Source organism: Microbulbifer sp. ABE4_465, assembly GCF_056160765.1.
Genome location: NZ_JBSWXV010000004.1, coordinates 89,372 through 108,881, shown reverse-complemented (window position 1 = coordinate 108,881; position 19,510 = coordinate 89,372). Strand labels below are relative to the sequence as shown.

Genomic DNA, 19,510 nt, shown 5'->3' with positions numbered 1-19,510 from the left:
ACTCGCCATGCTGCGAGCTAATAAAAATAAAATCGTTCTTACAATGAGAGGAAACTGTTATATGGATAACTATAAAAAATTTAAGAAGTTCGATAAGCAGAGCGCACTGAGAGACCTCAGCGTGTTGATGCTGTCCGCCTCCGCTATGGCATTTACCCCCATGACTTTTGCCCAGACTGACGATGCCGCCCTGGAAGAAGTTACTGTAACGGGTATTCGCGCCAGTCTCGAAGCCGCCGCCGATGCCAAACGTGACGACGCCCGTGTTGTCGACGCGGTGGTTGCGGAAGATATCGGTAAACTCCCCGACAACAACATCGCCGAAGCCCTGCAGCGTGTTACCGGTGTTTCCATTACCCGTGAATTCGGTGTGGGCTCCGGGGTATCCATTCGCGGTCTCACCCAGAACCGTGTGGAAGTAAACGGTCGCTCCGTTATTGGCGATGCCCGCAGCGGTATCGACTTCCAGGATTTCCCCGCTGCCTTCCTGCAGAAAGTCGAAGTCGTAAAGTCCCCGACCCCGGAGATGACCGAGGGCGCGCTCGGCGGCACCATCAGCCTGAAAATGGCGCGCCCGCTGGACCTGAATGCACCGCTGGCCGCGGTTTCTGTTCAGGGCGAGTACGCCGACAAAGCAGAAAACTGGGCGCCGATCATCAGCTCCGGTGTTGGCAACAACTGGGATCTGGGCGACGCCGGCACCTTCGGTGTAATCGCCTCTCTGGCCTATCAGGACCGCACCCTGCGTCGCGACGAATCTCTGGTTCAGCTGCAGGTAGGTCCCGTTGAAGGCCTGGGCCCGGCGCAAAACACCCCGAGCGGCAACTATGTGTATGCCCGTGAGCACACCTACAACCCGCGCACCGAAGACCGCGAGCGCACCGCATTCAACCTGGCGTTCCAGTGGGCGCCGGCTTCCGAACAGGGCCAGTTCTACCTGGACCTGAACGCCGTTGAGCGCGCTGGCGGACAGGAAACCTTCTCCCTGCTGCACATCCTCGACGATCCGACCATTACCGCAGATACCTACGAAGATGAAAACGGCCAGCTGCAGAACTTCATGTACGACGAAGTTCAGCCGCTGATGACTACCGGCTCCAGCTTCCGCCACAGCGATTCCTTCAGCCACGCGTTTGGTGGCGAGTGGAATTTCACTGACCAGCTGAGCGTTAAAGGTGAATTCTCCACCGCCTCATCCGACAGCTACACGCCATTCTCCGAGTTCCGCTTCCGCGGTATTGATCGCTCTCTGGAAGGTCAGGGTGCGGATGGCGAGAACAAATGGCTGATCCCGGTAACTTATCGCGGTAACGACAGCGGTGCACCGGTTGTAGACTTTGCCGACGGCTATGTATTCACCGACCAGCAGAACCAGGCGTTCCGTCGCTACGAAGACACCCGCACGTACGTTAAGAACAACGAAGACGCTTTCCGTTTTGACGTGAAGTACGTGGAGCCCTTCGGTCTGGATTGGGTAAGTGCCATCAAATCCGGTGTCCGCGTGACTACCCGTGACTACGAGCAGAGCCGCGAGCAGTTCCGTATCACCAACATCTTCAAAAACCTGACCGATGCCGACGGCAATCCGGATATTATCTGGATGGAAGATGTGGTGGCTCAGTTCCCTAATGCCATGACCGATTACGACTTCACCGGCGATGCGTTTGAGCACTCCGGTCGTGCCGGTGCCTACGATCTGGCGAAGTTCACTGCCTACGATGCCAAGCTGCTGCAAAACCAGCAGGCAACCTTCGATATCGTCAGGCAGCTGCTTGCCGGTACCAATATGGAAATCAACGGCAGCCTGGCGGACAACCTGGAGTATCAGGAAGGTGCCTACGCGGAAGTAAGCGAAGATACCTCCGCTGCCTACATTCAGGCAGAGCTGGACTTCGGTGACGTGCGCGCGATTGTCGGCGGCCGTTACGTGGGTACCGACCTCAGCACCAGCGCCTACCAGGACGGTGAGATCGTTTCTGGCACCAGCAGCTACAACGATTTCCTGCCCAGCCTGAACGTCACTTGGGGCCTCACCGAAGCTACCCAGCTGCGTTTTGCTGCTGCCAAGGTAATGCGCCGTGCGGACTTCAACGAGCTGAGCCCGGCTTACGCCTATCGCGATGCCTACATCGCCGCCAGCCGCGGCAACCCGGATCTGGAGCCCTACCGTGCAACGCAGTACGATATCGCGGCAGAGCACTACTGGGACAACAACATGGTTTCCGCCACCCTGTTCTTCAAGGACGTGGAATCCTTCCTGACCCGTACCTACGAGTGTGAAAACCAGCCAGAAGTTGTCAGCACCCAGACCAACGTGTCTGACTACGACAAGATCTGTCTGTGGCAGGCGAACGGCATCCAGTACGCCAACGAGAATACCCCGATCTCCGAGATGGGCATCCTGACCGACTTCATCACCAACGGTGAAAACGGCAAGGTGCAGGGTCTGGAACTGGGTTACCAGCAGGCGTTCGACTTCCTGCCGGGCCGCTGGTCTGGTCTGGGTATGAGTGCCAACTACACCTACGCGGACAGCGAAAATCCCGACGGAACCCCGCTGGAAGATATTTCCAAAAACACCTTCAACACTCAGCTGTACTACGAGTATGAAGGCCTGGGTATCCGCCTGGCATACACCTACCGCGACCGTTTCCTCGACAACGAAGAAACCAAGCGCGTACTGCCACTGGGTGAACTGGTACTGGCAGGTGCTTCTCAGGACGACGACCCAACTCTGGGTAACGACTACCGCGAAGCAGTGTCGCAGCTGGACCTCTCCGCCAGCTACGACGTCACCGATAACATTACCGTTATCGGCAATGTTTCCAACCTGACCGGAGAACCCACCATCAACACCGGTACCAACGGCTCTGCATTCCAGATCATGGAAAACGACCGTCGCTTCGTACTGGGTGTACGCGCCAAGTTCTAATCCGGCGCAAAGGCCGGCGGCACTCCGCCGCCGGCCTTTTTGCTCTTAAAAATTATTCCTGAACAGAACAACAACACACCGTGTCTACGGCGGTATTGCCGTGGGTGAAACAAAAAAATCGAAACAAGAGAGAAACAGCAGCAGACGGTATCGCTGCACCCTTAAACACCCTAAAAATAAGTACAGAGGGTTCAATGAAAAGCAATAAAAAAACCTTAGCGATGAAAATCAGCTGCGCCGCCGCACTGTCGGTCTGTATGGCCAGCGCCAGCGCATCCATTCAAAACCCCGGTTTTGAAAATGACTGGGACAGCTGGAATGATTCCGACCCATCGGCGATCTCCGGCGTTGCCGAAAGCGGCAGCAAATCCGCAAAAATTTCCGGTAGTGGTGGCAAGGTGGAACAGCAGGTCTCCGTCAGCACCAATACCAACTATCGCCTGACCGCCTATGTGAGCGGTGCGGGCACCATCGGTGCCGTGGTCAACGGCAGCACTTACGACAGTAGCATCAGCGACGGTGACTGGGATCAACTGCAGGTGGAGTTCAACTCCGGCAGCGCCAGCAGCATTACCGTATTCGGTACCTACAATGGCGACGAAGGGCGCTTTGATTCTTTTGCACTGGAGAATCTCGGTATCGCCTCTTCCTCCAGCAGCTCTTCAAGTAGTTCGTCGAGTAGTTCATCCGGCGGCTCGTCCAGCGGTGGCAGCGCCTGTACGTCCGGCAGCAACCTGCCTGTGGCTTCCGCCTCCGATGACGGCAGCAACGATGGCCACGGCCCCGGCAATGTACTCGACGGCAGCCTGGCCGACGAATCCCGCTGGTCCTCCCAGGGTATCAAGTGGATCACACTGGATCTCGGCAGCGTAAAATCGGTAGAGGGTGTGGATATCGCCTGGTTCAAGGGCGACCAGCGCGCAAGCTTCTTCTCTGTGGAAACCTCCACCGATAACAGCAACTGGACAGTTGTACTTTCCGGCGGCCAGTCCAGTGGCAACAGCGCGGATATGGAAAGCTACGACGTGGCCGACAGTAGCGCGCGCTACGTGCGGGTTACCGGCAGCGGCAACTCCGCCAACAACTGGAACAGCATGCTGGAAATGGATGTGATCGGTTGTAGCAGCGGCGGCAGCGGTTCCAGCTCCGGCGGTTCTTCTTCCAGCTCTTCGTCCAGTTCCAGCAGCTCAAGCTCCAGTGGCGGTTCGAGTGGTTCAGGTTCTGGCGGTACACTGGATCCCAACCTGCCCCCTTCCAGCAACTTCGACTTGAGCGCCTGGTACCTCAGCGTACCCAGTGACGACAACGGCGACGGCAAAGCGGATTCCATCAAGGAAGACGAGCTGAACGGTGGCTACGCCAACAGCAGCTACTTCTACACTGCAGCCGATGGCGGCATGGTGTTCCGCTGCCCGGTAGATGGCTACAAAACCTCGTCCGGTACCTCCTACACCCGTACCGAGCTGCGCGAGATGTTGCGCCGCGGCGATACCAGCATTGCCACCCAGGGTGTCAATGAAAACAACTGGGTATTCGGTTCTGCCCCCTCCTCCGCGCGCAATGCAGCGGGCGGCGTGGATGGTGTACTGCGGGCAACCCTCGCGGTCAACCATGTCACCACCACCGGAGACAGCGGCCAGGTTGGGCGGGTTATTGTTGGCCAAATCCACGCAAATGACGACGAACCCCTGCGCCTGTACTACCGCAAACTGCCGGGTAACAGCAAAGGCTCCGTGTACATTGCCCACGAGCCCAACGGTGGCAGCGACAGCTGGTACGAAATGATCGGCAGCCGCTCCAGCAGCGCCTCCAATCCTTCCGACGGCATCGCCCTGGATGAAATCTGGAGCTACGAAGTCAAGGTGGTGGGCAACACCCTCACCGTCACCATCATGCGCGATGGTAAAGACGACGTGGTACAGGAAGTGGATATGAGCAACAGCGGTTACGACGTATCCGATCAGTACCAGTACTTCAAAGCCGGTGTGTATAACCAGAACAACACCGGTAATGGAAGCGACTACGTACAGGCGACCTTCTATGCCCTGGAGCAGTCGCACGATTAGCTGCCAGGGCAAGTTTTCCCCGAGCGCGTGATGCGGGTGGCTCTTACCCCCAAAAGGTAGTTTTAAGGAAGGGGTCACTCAGCGGAAGCTTCCCGGAGCGGTGTCGTTTCATCTCCGCCGCTCCGGGCTTTTTGCCACGCAGAAAAATATTTTTGCAGGGATATTGCCGGAACCCGCAACCGGCGCTTTAATCGCACTATCTCTTCAACTCTCGGGCCAGTTCCGGCTCCCCACCTTCCCCTAAATGACCAACCCCTCAAGCTCGAGCTGCCCTATTCGCCCCGCCGTCGGTACCGATCTCGACCAGCTGTGCGCACTGGAAGAAGCCAGCTTCAGTGGCGACCGCCTCAGCCGCCGACGCTTCCGCCACTGGCTGAAAACTGATAACCGCGTATTTCTGGTGGCAGAACAGGAGGGCATCCTGCTTGGCTATGTTCTGGTACTGCTGCGCCGGGGAACTCGGCTCGCGCGGCTGTACTCCCTTGCAGTCGGGCCCGCCGGGCGCGGCAAGGGAATCGGCAAGGCGCTGTTGAGCGCGGCGGAAGATGCGAGCAGTCGCAGCGGCCGCCTGTATATGCGCCTTGAAGTCGCCGAGCAGAACACCGCGGCCATCGCCCTGTACCAGCAGCTGGGTTACCGCACCTTCGGCAGTTACGCCAACTATTACGAAGACTCGGGCAATGCACTACGGATGCAGAAGCGCATCCGCTACCGCCCGGAGAACCTGCACACCGCAGAGGTGCCCTGGTACGGACAGCGCACGGAATTCACCTGTGGCCCGGCGGCGGCGATGATGGCGATGGCCGGACTGGATTCCAGTTACGAACCCAATGGCAATGACGAACTGGCCCTGTGGCGGGAAGCCACCACCATTTTTATGACTTCCGGTCACGGTGGTTGCCACCCGATTGGCCTGGCGCTGGCGCTGCAGAAACGAGGCTTTGACTGCGAGGTTTATCTGAATCTGACCGGACCGCTGTTTATTAACGGCGTGCGCAGTGAAGAGAAAAAACGGGTGATCGAGCAGGTGGATACTGACTACCGCGAACAGGCACAGACATCGGGCTTACCGGTAATCGCCGAAGATTTTACCCAGGAACAGTGCCAGCAGTGGCTTGAGCAGGGCGCACTGGTTTTACTATTGATCAGCACCTATCGCCTGGACGGAAAGAAGGTACCGCACTGGGTCACGCTAACCGGGATGGATGATGTGTGCTTCTACGTGCACGACCCGGATGTGGACGACGAGGACAACCCGCTAGACAGTCAGTACCTGCCGATCGCACGGGAAGATATCGCGCAGATGTCGAGCTTTGGCAGGGAAAAACTCCGCACCGCTGTGGTTGTCAGGAACAGCTGAGTAAGCACACAATTTCCTGACGGCGATGTGGATTTAAGGGTGTTCGGGATATTCCCGGTGGTATTCCCCTTCAACACCCCCAACTTCACTTATTCGTATACAAGTCCCCGAAAAAATCTCCCCGATCCCAGCGGGGTTTCTCATCCGCATCGGTCACTTCCCGCGCAATCGCGTAATTCACTTCGGCAAACTGCTGGGCGGCGATGTAGTTGATCTGATCGTCGGCTTCGTCGCTGGGGCGGTGGTAGCGGCTTTTGAGGAATTCGACCTGGGCGCCGGCGCCATCAATCTTGCTATCAACGGCGTCGCGGCCGGTGATGAGGTAGATCGCCGGCACGCCCTGACGGACGAAGCTGTAGTGATCGCTGCGCACAAAGATCACCTGTTCGGGCATGGGGTCGGGGCTCACCTTGAGGCCGGCGTGCCCGGCGGCGCGGGTCGCGGTCTTGCCGAGGCTGGAGTGCTCGGCGCCGAAGGCGATGACGTCCTTGAATGGATACAGCAGCATCGGCATGTCGAGGTTGATATTCGCCACCATGGATTTCGGTGGCGCCGGCGGGTGCTGGGCAAAATAGTCAGAGCCGAGCAGCCCCTCCTCTTCCGCGGTAACCGCCACAAACAGGATGGAGCGGCGCGGGGCGCGGCCGGATTCCACAAACAGGCGCGCCACCTCCAGCATAACGGCGATCCCCGCCGCATTGTCCTGGGCGCCATTGTTGATGTTATCGAGAGAGGTACGGTCGGGGCTTAGCAGTTTATGGCTGCCTTGTTCCCCCTGGTGATCACCGTGACTTCCGTTTTCATCCACACCGATATGGTCCAGGTGTGCGGAGAACACCACGTATTCATCTTTGAGATCCGGATCGCTGCCCGGCAGCAACCCTACTACGTTGGGACTGAGAATTTTCCGGTGCTCGGCACTGCTGGTCAGTGTGACGGTGTAGGGCAGCGGAAAACCCGCCGGTACCAGGCCGTTTTCCATCTCGGTAAAGATGGTGTCGAGACTGCGCGCTGCCCCCATAAACAGTTGCTTGGCCGCGGGCATGTCCAGCACTACCCCGGGGTGCAGCCCGGGAATGGCGTTACCGGGAATATCGTCCGCGCGCACCCAGTCAAAACTCGGGTTTTGCAGGTTCTCGGCGGAGCGGGCAAACGGGCGGCGGGCTTCGCGGGCGGGGGTGTTGAGGGTGATGTAGCCGACGGCGCCGTGGCGGGCAGCGGTTTCACGCTTGGTGCGACCGGAGGCAAAATGGGCACCCATCTCATTGGGCAGATGCTGCGGTCGCCCGTCCAGTATCACCGCAATTTTGCCCTGCACATCCAGGCCAGCGTAATCGTTGAGGCCGTATTCCGGAGCCTCGATACCATAGCCGACAAACACCAGGCCGCCACTGGTGGCGGTGTCTTCACTGATGGTTGGTGGCGAGGCGAGAAAATCTGAGCCCAGCTCAAAGGTGATGTCCCCATCCCGACCGTGCAGCATCAGAGTAGCGTGATGTTCGCCCCGTTGTGGCCAGCGCGCTTCGCGGAAAGGCACCTGCTGGAAGTAGTCATCGCCGGTAACCGAAACCAGCCCGAGCCGGGCAAAACGCTCCGCCACAAAATCGGCGGCCTGCTGATAACCGGCGCTGCCGGTCTGGCGTCCCTGCAGGGCGTCTGCCGCAAGATAATCCACGTCCGCCTGCATGGCGGCCATGTCTGCACTGGGGATAGCACCGGATTGCTGCAGCGTGCTGCAGGCGCTGATCACTACGGCGCTGAAGGCGGCGGTGATCAGCGCGAATACTGCGGGTTTGTGAATGCGAGCAATGGGAGAAGTGCGGGTATCGGCGCGGGACATGCTGGGCTCAAACCTGTTTTTGGAATCGGCGCCAGCTTACCACGGCCGCCGGCGAGGCACCGGCGACGAGCGAACAATTGCGGAACGAAGCAGAGAGATCAGTGGCCGGGTTGCAGCCGGGTGAAACTGGCGGCGACGGCCTGCTCCGCCAGTTCGTGGGCACGATCGGCGCAGAAGTCGCCGTGTCCGGCGAGCATATGCTGAAACGGCAATTGCAACAGGCGCTGGAAGTCCGCTGCCAGCCAGCGCTGGTTGTTTTCCGCCTCTGGCGTGGCGCGCCGGCACCAGCCCGGTGCTACCTGCATACCATGATGCACACCGCTCAACCGCAACATCCACTTGCCGGCCCAGTTGCAGGCGGTCCAGCCATCCCAGTATTGCAGTGCGTCACAGGTAAGCAACAGGCCCCCGGCGTGGGGTATCAACAGTGCCGCTTCCGGCACGCTGCTGTTACTGAATTCAAACACACGGCCGCCGGTGACCGGGCAGGTGCCACCATCGACGAGAAATTCGTCTGCGGGAGGGAGCGGGTAATGATCGGAGTGGGACTGGCGCCAGAAGAAGACATTAAAACGGTCGCGGTAGTAGAGATCATCGCAGCCGTGAAAATAACCCAGGCGCACGGCCTGTCGCACGGTGCCAAGTTCGGTGAGCCGCTCTTCCTGTACCGCGTTGAGACGCACCGGGTTAACCAGCAACAACTCATCGCCGCTGCGCACGATGCCCATGTTGCGATTGACCATTACCCCGGGTGCAACACGGGCCTGGCCCCGCACCACAAAGAAATCCGGCAATAACTGGCGAATGGGTCCGTGGGGAAGCGGCGGCGGATAGGCGATATGCATGGTCGGCAAGGAGCTCCTGTGCGGCACTCCCTGCCATCAGTGGTTCTTCAGAAAATGTTGCGCTGCCGGCCTCAGCTGTACTGCAGGCGATTGCTGATGCCGTAGAGGATCTGCATGGCCTGGGCCGAATCACAGTCGCGCACCAGAACATGTTCATGGCAGCGGGCGGACACCACATTGACCTGGATACCCGCGTCCGCCAGCTCTCTCAGGATAATGGCGGTCAATCCCGGCACCTGTACGCCGGCTGCGTACTGCAGGGTAATCTGGCGGTAGTCGTCTTCCACGGGGAGTTTTGCATCTTCGGCAATATGTCGCGGCAGCAGTGCACAGATACCCTCGCGCTCGCGAAAAATACACCGGCACTCGGGCAACAGCTTCTCTAGTTGTGTTTCATCCAGGGTACACAGGCCCAGACGCTCTGGATCCAGAATCGGGGTAAGGCGCAGTAACAGTTGGTCGATTTTCACCTGGGCATTCATCGGCGGTCTCTCCTGGATTTGTCTTTCACCCGCGCCTTGGCGCTGTTTTTGCGTTTCTGTGTTGGCAGCTTGCCCTTGGGCTCTTGCGCTGCGGGACCGAACTCCTCTCCCCCAAACTCGGGCTCGCCTTCCACCGGTGTGGTGTCCACCAGCTGTTGCGCCTGCTGCTCTTCATGCTCCCAGCGGTCCAGAGCCATATCGATATCCTTTTCGATATCCATACGCGGGAAGGTGGGACAGGGTGCGTCTTTCTCCGGGTTGTGCCAGCCGGACAGCGGGGCCACAAATACCACCAGAGACTTGTGCAGATAGTTGCGGCCGATGCTCGCTTCGGTCCAGGTGGTTTGCCAGGCGTATTTGCCCTTCACCGCGTAATCGCTTTCGTAGGATTTGAGGGTGAGGAAATAGGGATACAGACGGCCACCACGGCACACTATGCGCCGCTCGGTCTTGATATTGGCCATCTGGGTAAACGGATCGAAATACCAGCTGATGTCGTAGCCGTAGGAGAACTTCATATTGTCGCCGCTGCGACTGAAGGCGTAGGATCGACCGGTACCATCCTTGTTCAGGCTCCACACATGCTGGGCCTCACCATCCCGGGAAATCAGCCAGTTGCCCACCCACTGGTCCGCCTCGAGACGGGACTCCACGTCCCAGCCGGGATACTGCCCCTCTTTCCGTTTTCCCTCTGCTGATTCGGCGGCTTGCGCCCCTTTGGCACCGGGTTCTTTGTCCTCGGTGGCGGCACTGCAGACAGTTACCGGCGCCAGTGCAAGCGCTGCCAGCAGCAGTGCTCTGTGGCTCGCGACGCGAATTGTAGGAATAAAGCGTGGCTGCATAACTGCCAGACTCCACTTGCGCTTTATTCGTCCCTGAGAGAATTGCCGTTGCCGCTGACCAGCACCGGCGAGACCCTTCGTCGGTGCTGGTCCGGATGCTGCTACCTGTGTTGTCAGTACCTGTAGCTTCATGGGCCGGGAGTGAGACCTTGCAGGACTCAGCACTCAGTTCCCTGCCGAGGCAGTCTGCTGGGTATCACTGCGGTCGCGCTGGTACAGGTTGGGGCACTCGGCGCCGTGGTTGGGGGTTTCCCAGTCGGCGAGACGGCGCTGGAAGGCCAGAATGCCGCCATTGTGCTGGCGCCAGTGACGACCGTCGATCACGTTGAAGTCTAGGGTGACAGGGCTCCAACCGGTAAATTGCGCATACACCATGCCGCTGTTGCAGTGCAGGGTGCCACCGGTACGGATACGCACGGTATCTCCCTCGAACCGCCAGGAAATGGCAAACCCGTGGGTGAGCTGACCGTCTTTGCGGAAGCCGTGGGCGAAGCCCGTGCCGTCGGCCTTGAGTTGCCACACGAGCTGTTCATCGCCCTGCCCCACTACCAGCCAGTTGCCCACCCAGTTTTTGGCGGCGGCCTGATCGGGGGTGTGCTCCTGGGCTTCGGCGAAGGCGGGGAGAATTAAAAAGACTGCAAACGTAAAGGCGTATGCCTGCAGCAGTGATTCAAGAACGGGGCGGAAGGACAACTGACGCAACAACTTCATGCGGCACTCTTCTCTGTTGGGTTCTACGACTGGCGGTTATTTGAACAACCTACTTAAAAGACTAGTCGTAAATCTCAACAGTGGCAGCGGAAGCGACAATTTTCTTTGTTTTTGCGCCAAGCCAGCCTAAGAGCCTAATTTCGACGCCGGCGGCGCAATGCAAACCACAACAGCGCCCCCACCCCCAGTGCCGCAACAAACATCAGCGCCGCCCAGCCATAAACTGCACTGCCACCGGTGGGCTGTAACAGCTCACGGCCCTTCACCACATTGGCCTGCAAGCGCTGAAACTTTTCAATCACCTCATTCGACGGCGCCCGCTCGAGAATGGCGTTGCGCAACGCCTGCCACTGCTGATCAAGCTGGCTGGCAAGGGCCGGATTGCGCGCTTCCAGTTGCGGACGGGCCGGCAGATAGCCGGTGCGCAGGGCGAGCATGATCTGGTGATAGGCGCTGGCGGCATCTCCACTGCGATAGGTAGTCTGCGCGAGGTAAACAAGACCGGCGGCGCGGGCGAGGGGGTGCTGCAGGGCGCGGGTCTCCACCGGGTGGGCGCGCCACCACATAAGGGAATCTCTGGCCTCTTGCGGAAGTGTCGCGGGGCGCAGAATGGCGATGCCCGGTAACCCGACGAGGGCGGGATAACGCTTGGCAAGCTTCTGCGCCGGTGCCATCTGCGGGGCGCTGAAACTGGCGACTTTGACCGCAAGCGCCCAGCGCTCGCGGCTGCTGAGATCACTGTCTACCGCCTCGTCGTGGGCGTCGTTGCGAGTGGGCTCGAGCACATTGTAGAAATCGTAGAGGCTGAGGTTTGCCATACGCGCGGGATCATTGAGCGCCCGCTCCGGCTGATCGGCAGCGCCGTCAATACCGTGGCAGTGCTGGCAGCGGTCCTGGTAGAGCGCACGGGCCTCCGCTGCCGGCGGCAGCGACTCGGCCGGCGAGCGCGGCAACTGGTAAAGGGCGGCGAGGCGGTCGGCGGCACTGTTGGCCTGGCGGCGCACCGTTTCCGGGGGCGACTTGCTGGCGATGGCACTGTTCAGGGCCTGCAGGGCGCCGAGTAGCTGGGTTCGACCAGGCCTTTCGGGCAGCTGCTCCACGAGGCCTGTGGCGAATTCCGCGTTGTCCCGCGTCTGGCGATAGAGACTGCTGTCACTGACCGCTCCGTCCTGTACCGCGTCCGGGTAATCTACCGCCACAAACGACAGCAGGCTGACCGCCCGCGCCGCAGTATTCTGCTGCTCGCTATCGGCACTGGCCGGGCCCTGGCCTACAGCGACCCCCGTGGAACACATCAGGAAAAGACCGCACAACCAGCAGGCGATTGAAGAAGGACTCTGTAGCAGCGGGGGAATTTGGCGCATTGCAATACTGGCGGATTTTTGACGGCACCCGTTTTCAGCCTAGCAGTGCTGGCAGGTGCAGTGATTCCGACTCTGTGGAATTAGGGGCGATGGCTTGCCTTCAGGCAATAAAAAACCCCGCGTCTGCGGGGTTTTGGGTAGCACAGCAGGGGGCGATCAGCCCTTTTCGCTGCGCTCTTTTTCTACCAGGAAGTCCACCACATCCAGCATCATCTGCTGACCGTTGGACTTGCCCTTGAAGCCCGGCAGGGAGGTGCTGACACGGTATTTACCGGCCACAACCATTTCCGGCGTACCTGTCAGGTTATACGCACGCTGCTTGGCCTGGCCCTGCTTGATCTTGCTGTTGATGGCAAAGCTGTTCATCAGTTTCACTGCTTTGTCACCATCGGCACCGGCCTGGGTGAAGATTTCGGCAATGGCGGCGTCATCCGGCTTCCACTCGCGTCCATCGCGGCTGGCAAACATTTTGCGCTGCTGGGCGATCGCGCCAAAGATCGGGTCGTGTACCTTGTCCAGTACACCCATGGCGTCGGCCACATAGAACATGCGCGCATGCACTTCCATCACCGGCTGCCAGATTGCAGGAATCTTGTTCAGTGCCACATCGGCGGGCATGGTTTTCTGCCACTTTTTCAGCGGCGACTCGAAGTGGTAGCAGTGGCCACAGCCGTACCAGAACAACTCGGTGACCTCGATTTTGCTGTCGTCATCCTGGGCGACGGCCTGGGGCAGCACTTCGTAGTGCTGGCCTGCCTTGAACTTGCCCGGTGCTTCCTGGGCACAGGCTGCAAGGCTCAGCAGCATGGTAAATAGTGCGACGACGGCTCTCATAGGTTCTTACTCCAAACTTTTATTCTGGGTGGCGGGGACAGTATGTACACAGTGTAATTCGGGATAACTGTCGCCCGGCTGAATATAGACCGCGGAAATTATTGAAGTTCCCAACGCCCGGTGCAACCCGGGCGCGCCGGCCCGAAACAAAAAGACCGGTCAGCGACCGGTCTTTTTGTCTTGCTGCAGGGCAATCCGAGTCTTACTCGGTCAGGCCTGCCACATAGTTGGCCACCGCCTTGATCTCGGCGTCGGACAGCTGGCGGGCCACGGTGCGCATGGTGCGGGCGTCGCCGTCATTAGAGCGGGTGCCTTCGCGGAAAGCCTTCAGCTGCTTTTCCACATATTCGGCATACTGCCCGGACAGGCGCGGGTAACCGGCAGGCGCATTGCCCTGGCCAGTGGGCGAGTGGCAGCCCATACAGGCGGCGACACCGGTTTCGGCGTTACCCGCACGGAAAATTTTGCGACCGAGCTCCAGTGCGTTCACGGTGTCGCCATTGTTCAGCATGACGGTGAACTTGTCGGAACCGGAGATCTGGATGTTCTGGGCAGCGAAGTAGGCGGCGACATCCGCCATATCCTGATCGTTCAGGTTGTCCAGCATACCGGTCATTTCCGGTACCTTGCGGGCGCCTTCCTTGATGTCGTGCATCTGCTTGAGCAGATATTTCTCACCGAGACCGGCAATCTTCGGAAAGGTCGGCGCCGGGCTGTTGCCATCCGCACCGTGACAGGCTACACAGGCCGCAGCCTTGGCCTGCCCCGCACTGGCGTCACCGGCAGCGTGTCCCACCTGGGCAAACGCTACCATCCCCAAAGCCAGAGCGGCCTTCTTTATAATGCTGTTCATACGTCGTCCTGTTGCGCGCTGAAGTTTTGCATTCGATCTTCGCTGTCGACGGCAACCCCAATCATTTACGGTATCAAGACCCGGCAGCCATCAGCGACGATAAAACCGCGGCATTATATACTTGCGCGCCATCTGAGTGTACCGGGAAGGCTCATGTCTGAATCCAATGTAGAACGAATCAATTTCCGCCAGGCGGAATTCCTTATCAGCGCGCCAACCCTGGCAGAGTGCCCGGAGGATTCCGGCGCCGAAGTGGCCTTTGCCGGCCGATCCAATGCGGGCAAGTCCAGCGCCATCAATGCACTGACTGACAACAGCAAGCTGGCGCGCACCTCCAAAACGCCCGGACGGACGCAGCTGATCAACTTCTTTCGCCTGAGCGAACAGCAGCGGCTGGTAGACCTGCCCGGCTACGGTTACGCCAAGGTCGCGCGCTCCATGAAGGACGAGTGGCAGCGCCACCTGGCATTCTACCTGGAGCAGCGCAACTGCCTGAAAGGCCTGGTGCTGTTGATGGATATCCGCCAGCCGCTCAAGGAATTCGATCTGCAGATGCTGAATTGGGCCACCACCTCCGGCCTGCCCACCCATATTCTGCTGACCAAAGCGGACAAGCTGAAAAACGGCCCCGCCAACAACGCGCGCTTTGCGGTAGAAAAGGAGCTGAAGGCACTGGAGCTGGACCGCAACGTGACGGTACAGATTTTCTCCGCTCCCAAGCGCAAGGGCCTGGACAAGCTGGAGCGACAGCTGAATCAGTGGCTGTCGCTGGCAGAGGTTTCCGAAGGGGGCGACACCGAGGAAAGTGGCGAAGACTGAACGTCACCTGCGCGGGTCAGTGGCGCCCGCCTGGCTCTTCCTCGCGCAGACTGTCGAGAAGAATGCGCCGCAAGGTGCGGCGCGCGGTGGGCGTCAACCCGCGCAGCTGTTCTGCGGTGAGCTGGCGGCGTGCAATCAGCGACACCAGCGTGCGCTGACTGATCTGCACCGTTAAAAAGTGTTCACGCGTGGCCATTTGGTCCACCCTCAGTGCAGTCGCGGCGCCGCCCCAGCGGCACCGGCAGGTGATTGCCAGCCGCCACTCGCCCGCATCTGCTCCGCAACCGCATCGGGCAGGCTGACTTCGGCGGTGTACAGGGTGCGGATGCAGTCCGCGGTCAGCTGGTAGTTGGCCTTATCGGCAAGTTCCCGGGCCAGGCGCGAGCTGGAGGTCACCAGTACATAGTTCGCGTGTCCGCTTTCCCCCAGCTGGCGGTAGGCCTCGATCAACTGGCGGGCGCTGTCGGTAAAGCGCAACAGGGCAACCGAAACCGCCGGCGAGCGCTTCAGCAACAGAAAGTCTGCCAGTTCAAACGCGCAGCCGAGATAGGGAGTTGCCTGGGCGTAGTCACCCTCCTCACACCGCACTGCAGCGCGCTCTGTCCACTCCATCCACGCCTGTTCCGCACGCTGGATATCACCCATCAGCCACTGGCGGTGGTTGGCACATAAAAATCGTAAATTCACTGCACTCTCCCATTATCAGCCCTGTCTCCGGGCCTGTTTACACACAAGTCCATTTGCTCGAACAAGCAGGCCCCACATGGGCCGTCTCAAACGACCCACTCATGCTAATGCGAAGCATTATCATTTACAACTTAAGTGATAGGCCCTCTGTTACACCCCGGGTGATTTGCGCCGCCAGAATTCGTCTAGACTAAAAACATGCCGCTCTTATTTCGCCCGGCTCCAAGGCACTACGAAGGCGAAGGCGGTCTCACAGGATGTCTATTGGGCTTAACGCGGGATGTGTGTTGGGGAGGCTGTGGATAAGTCGCAGCACTGGCGACGCGAATGCCAGGTAAGAAAGCAGCAGGCAAAAAAAAGCCGGCAGATTGCAGCTGCCGGCCAGGGGTCAGTGTCCTTGGGGATGGACACTGGGGAGCCGCGCCCAGGGGGACGGGCGCGACCTTGGGTTCTCACCCAAATTCCACTGCATCCGATGCGGTTCCTTCGACACCAATTCCTTCAGTACAAAGACTAAGCTGGGGCACCAGGGTTCCCCACTTTTTTTCGCTGTTCGGACACCGCAACTCTATCCCACCTATCTCGCCCTTGCGGGCAAAAAATTCTGTTTCTGAGACTTTATTCCACAGGGCACTTCAAAAACCCCACTTCAAGCGCAATTTATAGTCAGCTCTTGCGAGAAATTTCCCGGGGCATTCTTTTTCGCCCGTACAAATTTCAGGCAAAAAAAAGCCCCGATGGGGGTAGCTTCGGGGCGAGGGGCTTCTGACTAAGCTTTGGGGGATGATGTTGCAATCCAACGATCTTGCTTAGTTAGAGGGGCCCCTTCGCTGTTGGTTCCACCAGTTGCGAAAAAAACTTAAAAAATTTCGCTGATATTTTTTCAGGTTCGGAGGAAACCCTGCGGCTTCGCACGCTGTAGCTTCTGGATCCCGGGTCGAGCCCGGGATGACGTCGTGGCTGGGATGACACAGGCTCCGTCATGCCGGACTCGATCCGGCATCCAGTGCGGCCGCGCCGCACAGTACAAACCACGATCAGTGCGCCTCGTCCCAGTTGGCACCTTCACCCAGTTCGGCAATCAGCGGCACATCCAGTTCCGCGGCGGCCTGCATCAGTTCCGGAATGCGTTTTACCACCAGCGCACGCTCATCCGCCGGCACTTCCAGTACCAGTTCATCGTGCACCTGCATGATCAGGCGGGTCTTCAGTTTCTCGTCCCGCAACCAGGCCTCCACCGCGATCATTGCACGCTTGATGATATCCGCCGCGGTGCCCTGCATGGGCGCGTTGATGGCGGTGCGCTCGGCGGCCTGGCGCTGCATGCCGTTGCGGGAATTGATCTCCGGCAGGTACAGGCGGCGCCCGAACAGGGTTTCCACATAGCCCTTGTCCGCGGCCTGCTTGCGGGTGTTTTCCATATACGCCAGTACGCCCGGATAGCGCTCGAAGTAGCGGTCGATATAGGTCTGGGCGTCGCCGCGCGGAATATCCAGCTGCTTGGCGAGGCCAAACGCGCTCATGCCGTAGATCAGGCCGAAGTTGATCGCCTTGGCGCGGCGGCGCTGCTCGTCAGACACTTCGTCCACGGGCACTTCGAAGACTTCCGCCGCGGTCGCGCGGTGAATGTCCGCACCCTCGGCGAAGGCATCCAGCAACCCCTTGTCGCCGGACAGGTGCGCCATGATGCGCAGCTCGATCTGCGAGTAGTCCGCGGCCACGATTGCACTGCCCCCATTGATGCGCGGGTCGGCAACGAATGCCTGGCGAATGCGACGGCCCTCTTCGGTGCGGATCGGAATATTCTGCAGGTTGGGATCCGAGGACGACAGGCGACCGGTAGCCGCCACCGCCTGGTGGTAGGAGGTGTGCACGCGGCCGGTGGCCGGGTCGATCATCAGCGGCAGTTTGTCGGTGTAGGTATTTTTCAGCTTGGCCATGCCGCGGTACTGCATGATCAGCGCCGGCAGCTTGTGGGAAAGCGCCAGTTCCTGCAGCACCGGTTCCGCGGTGGACGGTGCCCCTTTCGGGGTTTTCTTGATCACCGGGATTTCCAGCTTTTCAAACAGGATGGTGCCCAGTTGTTTTGTGGAGCCGAGATTGAACTCCTCGCCCGCTTCTTCATACGCCTGCTGTTCCAGCGCGCGCATTTTTTCTTCCAGCTCGCCGGACTGCTTTTTCAGCATGGCCGCATCGATATAGGCCCCGTTGCGCTCGATATGAGTGAGCACCGGCACCAGCGGCATTTCGATCTCGTCGAGGACTTTTTCCAGGGTCGGCTCTTTGGCCAGCCGACCGCTCAGTTCCCGATGCAGGCGCAGGGTGATATCCGCATCTTCCGCCGCGTAGGGGCCCGCCTTGTCCAGCTCGATCTGGTTGAAGGTGAGCTGCTTGGCGCCCTTGCCGGCGATGTCTTCAAATTTGATGGTGGTCTCACCCAGGTATTTCAGCGCGAGGGTGTCCATATCGTGGCGGCTGCCGGTGCTGTTCAGTACGTAAGACTCGAGCATGGTGTCCCGCGCGATACCGCGCAGTTCGATATCGTAGTTGGCGAGTATGTGACTGTCGTACTTGAGGTTCTGACCGACTTTTTTGTATTGCTCGTCTTCGAGAATCGGCTTGAGTTTAGTCAGCGCCTTGTCGAAATCGATCTGCGCCGGTGCCCCCATATAGTCGTGGGCGAGAGGCAGGTAGGCGGCCTCGCCCGCCTCCACGGCGAAGCTCACACCGACGAGTTTGGCCTGCATGTAGTTGAGGCTGGTGGTTTCGGTATCGAAGGCGAATACATCGGCTTTCTTCAGTTTTTCGATCCACTCGTCGAGCTCTTTTTCTTCGAGAATCGTGCTGTAGTTGCGCTCGACCGTCATGGCCTCCGCTGCGGTCTCGGCATCGCCCTCTCCGGCCAGCTCTTCCACCCAACTGCGGAACTCCATCTGCTTGAACAGTTCGCGCAGCTTGTCGGTATCCGGCTCGCCGTTGCTCAGGCTCTCGGGCCGGTAGTCCATTTCCACGTCGGTCTTGATGGTGGCGAGCACATAGGACATATCTGCGGCGTCCCTGTGCTCTTCCATTTTCTTGGCCAGGGTTTTCGAACCGCGGAAACCCAGCGGCGCGATCGCATCCAGGTCCGCGTAGATGTCTTTCAGGCTGCCGATACCCTGCAGCAGCGCCAGTGCGGTTTTCTCGCCCACACCGGGGACGCCCGGGATGTTGTCCACCTTGTCGCCCATCAGCGCGAGGAAGTCGATGATCAGCTCCGGGCCCACGCCGAACTTTTCTTTCACCCCGTCCACATCCATCACCGTGTTGGACATGGTGTTCACCAGGGTCACCCCCGGGCGCACCAGCTGGGCCATGTCCTTGTCGCCGGTGGAGATGATGACGTCGATACCCTGCTCCGCGCCCTGCAGGGCCAGAGTGCCGATCACATCGTCCGCTTCCACCCCCTCGATCACCAGGCGCGGCAGCCCCATGGCGTCGATGATGTCGTGGATTGGCTGGATCTGTGCGCGCAGGTCGTCCGGCATGGGCGGGCGCTGCGCCTTGTACTCCGCGAACATCTCGTCGCGGAAGGTCTTGCCCTTGGCATCGAACACCACCACCACCGGGCTGTCCGGGTGCTCCTTGAGGTGCTTGCGCAGCATGGAGATGACCCCGCGCACGGCGCCGGTGGGTTGGCCGTTACTGGTTTGCAGCGGCGGCAATGCATGGAAGGCGCGGTACAGATAGGAGGAGCCGTCCACCAGGATCAGTGGTGCGGAAGAGGACTTGGCGTTGCTCATAGACAGTAGGGAATTCGATTTGCGTGGGTCGGACTTGTTGGGCGACAGGATACCCGCCTTGGAAGAATTTCGCTCGTGCACCGGCGGCGAATT

Annotated in this window: 15 protein-coding genes; 4 read left to right on the top strand and 11 right to left on the bottom strand. The window is 59.6% G+C overall.

Annotated features, from left to right (window positions below; all coding sequences use genetic code 11):
- Positions 1-61 precede the first annotated feature (61 nt).
- The 3 genes from ACXAG1_RS09100 to ACXAG1_RS09090 all read left to right on the top strand — a co-directional run bounded on the left by ACXAG1_RS09100 (position 62) and on the right by ACXAG1_RS09090 (position 6,358).
- Positions 62-2,932 carry a TonB-dependent receptor gene (locus tag ACXAG1_RS09100; protein WP_475091379.1) on the top strand — a complete coding sequence of 957 codons (2,871 nt, stop codon included), beginning with the start codon at positions 62-64 and terminating at the stop codon, positions 2,930-2,932.
- Between the two features lie 194 nt (positions 2,933-3,126).
- Complete coding sequence (locus ACXAG1_RS09095) at positions 3,127-4,998, top strand: polysaccharide lyase family 7 protein (protein ID WP_475119533.1); 1,872 nt, start codon at positions 3,127-3,129, stop codon at positions 4,996-4,998.
- A gap of 244 nt (positions 4,999-5,242) precedes the next feature.
- Complete coding sequence (locus ACXAG1_RS09090; RefSeq protein WP_475119532.1) at positions 5,243-6,358, top strand: GNAT family N-acetyltransferase/peptidase C39 family protein; 1,116 nt, start codon at positions 5,243-5,245, stop codon at positions 6,356-6,358.
- 85 nt (positions 6,359-6,443) lie between these two features.
- Here the strand turns inward: ACXAG1_RS09090 and ACXAG1_RS09085 are convergent, their stop codons facing one another.
- From ACXAG1_RS09085 to ACXAG1_RS09050, 8 genes are all read right to left on the bottom strand, one after another.
- Positions 6,444-8,198: a M28 family metallopeptidase gene (locus ACXAG1_RS09085; RefSeq protein ID WP_475119531.1), complete on the bottom strand. Its 1,755-nt coding sequence runs from the start codon at positions 8,196-8,198 to the stop codon at positions 6,444-6,446.
- A gap of 98 nt (positions 8,199-8,296) precedes the next feature.
- Positions 8,297-9,043 carry a hypothetical protein gene (locus tag ACXAG1_RS09080; RefSeq protein WP_475091374.1) on the bottom strand — a complete coding sequence of 249 codons (747 nt, stop codon included), beginning with the start codon at positions 9,041-9,043 and terminating at the stop codon, positions 8,297-8,299.
- A 71-nt stretch (positions 9,044-9,114) separates the two neighbouring features.
- Entirely contained in the window at positions 9,115-9,525 is a 411-nt protein-coding gene (locus tag ACXAG1_RS09075; protein WP_475091373.1) for an ACT domain-containing protein, read from the bottom strand.
- Positions 9,522-10,367 (bottom strand): hypothetical protein, encoded by an 846-nt coding sequence (locus ACXAG1_RS09070; RefSeq protein ID WP_475119530.1) that lies wholly within the window; start codon positions 10,365-10,367, stop codon positions 9,522-9,524. The genes ACXAG1_RS09075 and ACXAG1_RS09070 overlap by 4 nt, the downstream gene beginning before the upstream one ends.
- A gap of 165 nt (positions 10,368-10,532) precedes the next feature.
- Positions 10,533-11,078, bottom strand: a complete 546-nt coding sequence (locus ACXAG1_RS09065) for a hypothetical protein (protein WP_475091371.1) — start codon at positions 11,076-11,078, stop codon at positions 10,533-10,535.
- Positions 11,079-11,212: 134 nt separating this feature from the next.
- Positions 11,213-12,373, bottom strand: a complete 1,161-nt coding sequence (locus tag ACXAG1_RS09060) for a hypothetical protein (RefSeq protein ID WP_475091370.1) — start codon at positions 12,371-12,373, stop codon at positions 11,213-11,215.
- A gap of 225 nt (positions 12,374-12,598) precedes the next feature.
- Positions 12,599-13,276: a thiol:disulfide interchange protein DsbA/DsbL gene (locus ACXAG1_RS09055; protein ID WP_475091369.1), complete on the bottom strand. Its 678-nt coding sequence runs from the start codon at positions 13,274-13,276 to the stop codon at positions 12,599-12,601.
- 202 nt (positions 13,277-13,478) lie between these two features.
- Positions 13,479-14,129, bottom strand: a complete 651-nt coding sequence (locus ACXAG1_RS09050; RefSeq protein ID WP_475091368.1) for a c-type cytochrome — start codon at positions 14,127-14,129, stop codon at positions 13,479-13,481.
- Between the two features lie 153 nt (positions 14,130-14,282).
- On the opposite strand from ACXAG1_RS09050, the gene yihA reads away from it, so the two are divergent.
- Positions 14,283-14,948: a ribosome biogenesis GTP-binding protein YihA/YsxC gene (gene yihA / locus ACXAG1_RS09045; RefSeq protein WP_475091367.1), complete on the top strand. Its 666-nt coding sequence runs from the start codon at positions 14,283-14,285 to the stop codon at positions 14,946-14,948.
- Between the two features lie 16 nt (positions 14,949-14,964).
- Here yihA and ACXAG1_RS09040 read toward each other — a convergent pair whose 3' ends face one another.
- The 3 genes from ACXAG1_RS09040 to polA form a co-directional block, all read right to left on the bottom strand.
- Complete coding sequence (locus ACXAG1_RS09040; RefSeq protein ID WP_475091366.1) at positions 14,965-15,144, bottom strand: hypothetical protein; 180 nt, start codon at positions 15,142-15,144, stop codon at positions 14,965-14,967.
- 11 nt (positions 15,145-15,155) lie between these two features.
- Entirely contained in the window at positions 15,156-15,635 is a 480-nt protein-coding gene (locus tag ACXAG1_RS09035) for a hypothetical protein (RefSeq protein WP_475091365.1), read from the bottom strand.
- 1,037 nt (positions 15,636-16,672) lie between these two features.
- Entirely contained in the window at positions 16,673-19,417 is a 2,745-nt protein-coding gene (gene polA / locus ACXAG1_RS09030) for a DNA polymerase I (RefSeq protein WP_475119529.1), read from the bottom strand.
- Positions 19,418-19,510: the final 93 nt, after the last annotated feature.